Source organism: Paraburkholderia sediminicola (genome assembly GCF_046026895.1).
Lineage (GTDB): Bacteria > Pseudomonadota > Gammaproteobacteria > Burkholderiales > Burkholderiaceae > Paraburkholderia > Paraburkholderia sediminicola_C.
This window is the reverse complement of record NZ_JAQQEU010000078.1, coordinates 26,347-33,200: the sequence shown is the minus strand read 5'-3', so window position 1 is coordinate 33,200 and position 6,854 is coordinate 26,347. Positions and strand designations below refer to the sequence as shown.

Below are 6,854 nucleotides of genomic sequence, written 5' to 3'. Positions count from 1 at the left end.
ACCCCCCCCCCCCCCCCCCCAAACCCCCCCCCCCCCCCCCCCCCCTTCTCCGTATTCCGAACCCTTCGCAAAGAGCCGGCGTTCGCCGGCATCCTCGCACCGGTCGCTGATCTTATTCGGCGGCGACCTTCAAATGGTTCTTCACGCTCGACACACCCTTCACGCCCTGGACAACTTCTTCGGCGGCGGACTTGTCGTCGGCGGACGGCACCGAACCCGTCAGCCACACCACGCCCTTGTGGGTCTTCACGTGAATATGGGTCGACTTGACATTCTTCGCGGCGAGCAGATCGGCCTTCGCCTTGGTGGTGATGGCGCTGTCGTCGACGTGCTGGCCGATCGACTCGGATGCGGCCGGCGGTGCCGAAGCGCTGGTCTGAGCCGTAGCGTTCAACGCGAATGCGACACAAGCGATGCTGCCAGCGGTCTTCAGAAGTTGGATCGTCTTCATGGTTTCTCCTTCGGGTGTTGATGAAAATTGCGGTCTTGTTGCCTGCGGTCGATCGCGGCCGGAACCGCCGATGACTCGCGTGGGGTCGTTGCCGCTACGGTTCCGTCAGGGCCCGTTATCGACACCGGACGCGGGGGCAGTGCATGCGCTGCATGCGTTGCGTTCGCGCGTTTGTTTGACGCGCAAAGCCCGACATCCGTCCACACGGGGCTGGTCCGCAAGTGCCGTGCCTGGGACACGTCGCAAGCAGGCCCGTCGTGAGAAAGCCGTTACTGCACGTGCATTTAGGCTGAGGAATAGAGGGGCGGTACTGAGTGAAGCAGGTTCGGCGAGGCGCACGGGTGAGAACCGGAATTTGCCGGGGGCTTGTAAAAAAGGCGTCCGATAGCTGCGCAATCAATGGGCCCGGGACCGGGCGCAAGGCGTAAAGCTTTGTAAAAACAGGGTGTTGGAAAAACTGGTACGACAGTTGCTCTAAACGGCTCACAGGCCATTTCTCAGCATTCACATCAGCTACTCAACGGGACCTCACCACAATGCCTTCAATTGAACTACGCACAAGGCAGTCTCTCGCACTCACGCCGCGTTTGCAGCAATCGGTGCGTCTGTTGCAGCTGTCGTCTCTGGAATTTCAGCAGGAGTTGCGCACGGCGCTCGACACCAATCCGTTTCTCGAATATGACTCATCGGAAACGGAAGATGTGGCGCTCGCCACCGCCACTTCGGGGGACGAGGCCGGCGCGCTGCCGGCCGCCGACTCGGCCGCCGCCGCCGAACCCGAAGCGCTGCCAGCCGACACCGCCGGCGGCGATATGATGGAAAGCGCGGGCCAGGACGATATGGGCGCGGAGATGGGCGGCGAGTTTTCAGGCGACTACAGCAGCCGCGGTTCGGCGCGACAAAATGGCGATTCGGAGGGCAGCGATCCGGCCGAATGGGCCCGCTCGCAACCGACCCTGCACGAGCAACTGCACGACTCGCTGCGCCTGTACCGGCTCGACGACCGTGATCGCGCGGTGGCCCGTTTCATCATCGAGGCGCTCGACGACGACGGCTATCTGCGCCAGTCGCTCGCCGATCTCGCCGATAGCGTCGATCTCGAACCCGAATTGACCGAAGAGGAATTGCTGGTGGCGCTGCGCCTCGTGCAGTCGCTCGACCGGCCCGGGCTGGGCGCGCGTTCGCTGTCGGAGTGTCTGTCGCTGCAAGTGAATGCGTTGCCTGCCGATACGCCGGGGCGCGACGTTGCGCGTCAGATCGTCGAGCATCACCTGGAACGCCTCGCGCGCCGCGAACAGGCCGAGCTGCAAAAGCAGATCGGCTGCAGCGCCGAAGAGTTACGCGTGGCATGCGCCCTCGTGCGCAAGCTCGATCCGAAGCCGGGCAACTGCTATGGCCGCACCGAGGACAACTACGTGGTGCCCGACGTGATCGTGCGCCAGGTGCGCAACAAGTGGGTCGTGTCGATCAATCCGGCGGTGCAGCCGCGCGCGCGGATTCATCGCATGTACGCGGAACTGTTCGCGCAGTCGGCCGGCGCGAGCCGCTCGCCGCTCGCGCAGCAGTTGCAGGAAGCGCGCTGGCTGATCCGCAATGCGCAGCAGCGTTTCGATACGATTCAACGCGTCGCGGAATGCATCGTCGCGCATCAGAGGGCCTTCTTCCAATACGGCGAAATCGCGCTCAAGCCGATGGTGCTGCGCGACGTGGCCGAGGAACTCGGTCTGCACGAGTCCACCATCTCGCGTGCCACGGGCAACAAATATATGGCTACGCCGCGCGGCATTTTCGAGTTCAAACATTTCTTCCCGCGCGAGCTCGGCACGGAAAGCGGCGGTACGTGTTCGGCGGCTGCGGTGCGCGCGCTGCTCAAGGAAATGATCGCCGCTGAAAATACCCGCGATCCGCTGTCCGATGTGACGCTCGCGAAGATGCTCGCGGACCAGGGCGTGCTGGTCGCACGCCGCACGGTCGCGAAGTATCGGCATCTGATGAAGGTGCCGCCGGCGGAGTTGCGCCGCCAGATCTGAATGCGCGGCGCCCTGTCCACGGGGCTGCGCTCAAGCGCAACATTTAATGGGCCACGCGAGGCCGTCCGCTCGCGTGGCTCTTTTGCGTATCTGGACGTTTCGTGCGCGCGCCATTACATTGGCGGGTCGGATCGAAACGGGTGAGCGCAATGAAGTATTCGAATCTGGTCGAGCGGCTGCAAGGCAGGCGCACGTCCGCGTGGGAAATCCATCGTGTCGCGCAACTGGCGGAGGCGGCCGGCGAAGACGTGATCGTACTGAGCGTGGGCGACCCCGACTTCGCGACGCCCGCGCCGATCGTCGAGCGCGCGATCGACGCGCTGCGCGGCGGCGATACGCATTACAGCGCGGTGTCCGGCCGCGAGCCGTTGCGCGCGGCGATCGCCGAAGAACACACGCGCACCACCGGCTGCGCGGCGGGCGCGGCCAACGTGATCCTGACCGCGGGCGCGCAGAACGGCGTGTTCGCGGTGTCGCTGTGCTTGCTCGAAGCGGGCGACGAAGTGATCGTCCCCGAGCCGATGTACCTGACCTACGAGGCTTGCGTGCGCGCGGCGGGCGCCACGCTGGTGGCGGTGCCGGTCGATGCGGCGCGGGCGTTTCACGTCGATTGCGACGCACTCGAAGCAGCGGTCACGCCGCGCACCAAGGCTCTTTTCTTCGCGACGCCATGCAATCCGACCGGCGTGGTGATGCCGCGCGCCGATCTCGAGCGCATCGCGCGGCTGGCCTGCCAGCATGACCTCTGGGTGCTGTCCGACGAGGTCTATGCCGAGCTGACCTTCGAGCGCGAACACGTGAGCATCGCGTCTCTGCCCGGTATGGCCGAGCGCACGGTGACGCTCGGCAGTCTGTCGAAGTCGCACGCGATGGCGGGCTGGCGCGTCGGCTGGGCAGTCGGGCCTGCGCAGTTGATCGAGCACATGGGGCGGCTCGCGCTCGCGATGCTCTACGGCTTGCCCGGCTTCATCCAGCAAGCCGCGTTGACGGCCGTGCAGAACAAGGCCGCCATTGCCGCCGAAATGCGCGAGATTTACCGGCGCCGGCGCGATGTGGTGTTCGAGCGCTTGCATCGCGTGCCGGGGTTGCGCTGCCTGTTGCCCGAGGCAGGCATGTTCATGATGGTTGACGTTAGCGGCACGGGTCTCGCGACGGTGGATTTCACGTGGCAGCTGTTTCGTGCGCAAGGGGTGTCGGTGCTCGACGCGAGCGCGTTCGGCGAAACCGCGAATGGCTTCGTGCGGCTCGGCTTCGTCGTGGAAGAGGCGCGGCTGATCGACGCCTGCGAGCGGATCGCGGCGTTCGTGGACGGCTTGCGGGCGCGTTGAGACAGTGCCGTGCCTGAGGGTATGGGGCGAGGCGAGCGGTCGTCTGACGCCCCAGGCTTTCTTCGGCATTCCGGTTTGTTTTCGTTTCGTTCTGGCAAGCGATGCGCGGTGGGAAGAATGAACCCCCCGGCGAGTTTTCTGTTGACGGCACTAACGCTTGCGTCAAGAATCGAGCGCCGGGTCCGTCTGCGATACCCATAGCTACCCATAACCAGGACACCGGCGCATCTCGACTCGCACGCGGGAACGCCATGGGCCATCGTTTCTACTTTTCGTTACGGCAATCGCTGGTGGCGGGATCGCTGGCGGCCGCTCTCATGGCAGTGGCGCTCGCTTTCGCTGCGCTGGCCGTGTTCAGCCAGTGGTGCGCGGCCGCTGAACTCGACGATTCATCCGATGCCGATGAGGCTGTCGCAACGCAAAGCGCGGCGTCGGAAGCGGGCGCGCCTGGGCGCAGCCCGACCGGCGCGCACCATCGACGCGCCGATGCGAACATCGACGCGAACCAGGAACAGCACGATCCGCACGCCGCGCCGTCGCGCACGGGCAGCCAGCCGCGCACATCCTCAGTCGCTCACAACGATACGTCGGACACCGCGCAGCGCAATGGCAAAGCCGCGGCTGTGATCCCGGTGCCACCGGAAACCTCAAGCGTCACCCAGCATTCGATCCGCCTCGATGGCCGCAAGATCGACTACACGGCGACCGCCGGCAACCTGCTGTTGCGCGACAAGACCGGCGAGGCCAATGCAAGCGTGTTCTACGTCGCCTATGCGGTCGCCGCCAAAGCACCCTCGACTCGCCCCGTCACCTTCCTCTTCAACGGCGGCCCGGGCGCCGGCAGCGTGTTTCTGATGATCGGCTCGTTCGGACCGAAGCGGGTGCGTACCGCGAGTCCGGCCAGCACGCCGCCCGCGCCGTACGTGCTCGACGACAATCCTGACAGCCTGCTCGGCGTCACCGATCTGGTGTTTATCGATGCGGTGGGCGCGGGCTTGTCGAAGGTCGTCGGGCATGGCGCGGGCAAAGACTTCTGGGGCGTCGATCAGGACCTCGGCGCGTTCTCGCAGTTCATCGACCGTTATCTGACGCTGAACCAGCGCTGGAATTCGCCGAAGTATCTGCTCGGCGAATCGTATGGGACCGCGCGTGCCGCGATGCTCGCGTATCGACTGGGGCAGAACAATATCGCGCTCAACGGTGTGATTCTGATGTCGTCGGTGCTCGATTCCCAGGCCTTTGCGCCAGGCTCCGATTTCAAAAGCGAAAGCTATCTGCCGAGCTTCGCGGCGATCGCCTGGTATCACGACAAGATCGTGCCGAAGCCCGCCAGCTTGCCGGCTCTTCTCGACGAAGCCCGCGCGTTTGCACGTGGACCCTACGCGCAAGCGCTCGCGCAGGGTGATGCGCTGCCCGACGAGCAGCGCGATGCGATCGCCGCGCGCGTCGCGCAGTTCACCGGACTCGACGTCGGCTATGTGAAGCGCAATCGCCTGCGCCTGTATCCGTCGCGCTTTCGCAGTGAGCTGCTGCGCGATCAGTCGCGCAGCGTCGGCCGTTACGATGGGCGTTTCGAAGGCATCGACTTTGACGATGCGTCGGAGCATCCGGATTTCGACGCGTCCGTGAGCAGCGTGTCGAGCGCCTTCGATGCGGCGCTGCATCGGCACTTCGCCGAGGACCTGCACTTCACGCCCGCCGACCGCTACGTGGTCTTTAACGATGACGCGTTGACGCACTGGGATTGGAAACATCGCGAATGGTGGGGGGAACACCTGAGCGCGCCATATGCGGCTGGCGACCTTGCTGAAGCGATGCGGCAGAATCCGCAGTTGCGTGTGATGTCGGTGAACGGCTATTTCGATCTCGCCACGCCGTTTTACTCGACCGAGTATGCGCTGGCGCATCTGGGGCTCGACGGGGCGCTGCGCGCCAACGTGCGGCTCGCGTACTATCCGACCGGTCACATGATCTACCTCGACGACCGCGCGTTGCATGCACTCAAGGGCGATCTGGTGAGCTTCTACGAAACGGGCGCGCATTGAGATTCGCGGGCCGATGTGAGGCGCTCGCGTTCGAGCGGCCTTCGGCCTCGTTTAAATAGCGGGGCGTCCGCCGTTGCCGCGCGTATCGTCGATAGCATGCAAGCTCGACGCGTGCCGTCGAACGGTATAATCCACGCACCGTGCGACAGTCGTTCGAAGTCGCGCGAGTCATCGGCCACTGCCTGCCAGTCTGCTTCGTCAACCCGGTTTCACCAATCGCTCCCATGGAATTCCGTCCGATCCAGTCCTTCACGCGCAAACGGCTCTCCGACGTCGTGTCCGACCAGATCAAGCAACTGATCTCGGAGGGCACGCTGATGCCGGGCGACCGGCTGCCGGCCGAACGCGATCTGGCCACGCAGCTCGGCGTGTCGCGGCCATCGCTGCGGGAAGCGTTGATCAGGCTGGAAGCCGACGGCTACATCGAAACGTCGGGGCGCGGCGGCTTCACGGTGGTCGACGTCACTGCGCCGATCATCTCCAAACCGCTCGCCGAGCTGCTGCTGCAAAATCCGCGCACCAGCGCCGATATTCTGGAACTGCGCCAGGGGCTCGAAGCCATTTCGACCGTGTACGCCGCGCAGCGCGCGACTGCGGCGGACCTCAAGAAGATCAGCGCGGCGTTCGACGCGTTGAAGGCCGGCTCGCTGTCGCAGGATCGCGTGAATCTGGCTGAGCTGGACGCCGCGTTTCACCTTGCGATTGCCGACTCCACCCACAACGTCGCGCTCGCTCATGTGATGCACGGCATCCATACGCTGATTCGCGAGGGTATGCGGCAATATCATCGGTTGATCGACTACGATGACGCGATGGAAAAGCAGTTGATGAGCCAGCATCAGGCTATCTACGACGCCGTGATGGCGCGCGACGCGCAGAAAGCGCGCAAGGCGGCCGAGCGTCATCTGACGTATGTGCGCGAGATGTATAAGGACGACGCGGCGAATCCTTCGGCAAACGGGGTTGCGTGAGCGTATGTCTGGGTAATCGTGTGCGTTGG

5 protein-coding genes are annotated in these 6,854 nt (G+C 64.6%); 4 read left to right on the top strand and 1 reads right to left on the bottom strand.

Translation table 11 applies throughout. The annotated features are described in order from the left end of the window. Positions 1 to 112: 112 nt before the first annotated feature. The gene (locus tag PQR02_RS33355; RefSeq protein WP_408241828.1) at positions 113 to 451 is read right to left on the bottom strand and encodes a BON domain-containing protein; all 339 of its coding nucleotides are present in this window, start codon (positions 449 to 451) and stop codon (positions 113 to 115) included. 536 nt (positions 452 to 987) lie between these two features. Between PQR02_RS33355 and PQR02_RS33350 the strand changes: the two genes are divergently transcribed. The 4 genes from PQR02_RS33350 (at position 988) to PQR02_RS33335 (ending at position 6,825) form a co-directional block, all read left to right on the top strand. Beyond that, positions 988 to 2,481, top strand: coding sequence for an RNA polymerase factor sigma-54 (locus PQR02_RS33350; RefSeq protein WP_408241825.1), 1,494 nt, complete (start codon positions 988 to 990; stop codon positions 2,479 to 2,481). Between the two features lie 149 nt (positions 2,482 to 2,630). Beyond that, positions 2,631 to 3,809 carry a pyridoxal phosphate-dependent aminotransferase gene (locus PQR02_RS33345; RefSeq protein ID WP_408241822.1) on the top strand — a complete coding sequence of 393 codons (1,179 nt, stop codon included), beginning with the start codon at positions 2,631 to 2,633 and terminating at the stop codon, positions 3,807 to 3,809. A gap of 251 nt (positions 3,810 to 4,060) precedes the next feature. Continuing rightward, on the top strand, positions 4,061 to 5,854 hold the full coding sequence (locus tag PQR02_RS33340; protein ID WP_408241819.1) for a S10 family peptidase: 1,794 nt from the start codon (positions 4,061 to 4,063) through the stop codon (positions 5,852 to 5,854). 224 nt (positions 5,855 to 6,078) lie between these two features. After that, positions 6,079 to 6,825, top strand: coding sequence for a FadR/GntR family transcriptional regulator (locus PQR02_RS33335; RefSeq protein ID WP_408241816.1), 747 nt, complete (start codon positions 6,079 to 6,081; stop codon positions 6,823 to 6,825). Positions 6,826 to 6,854: the final 29 nt, after the last annotated feature.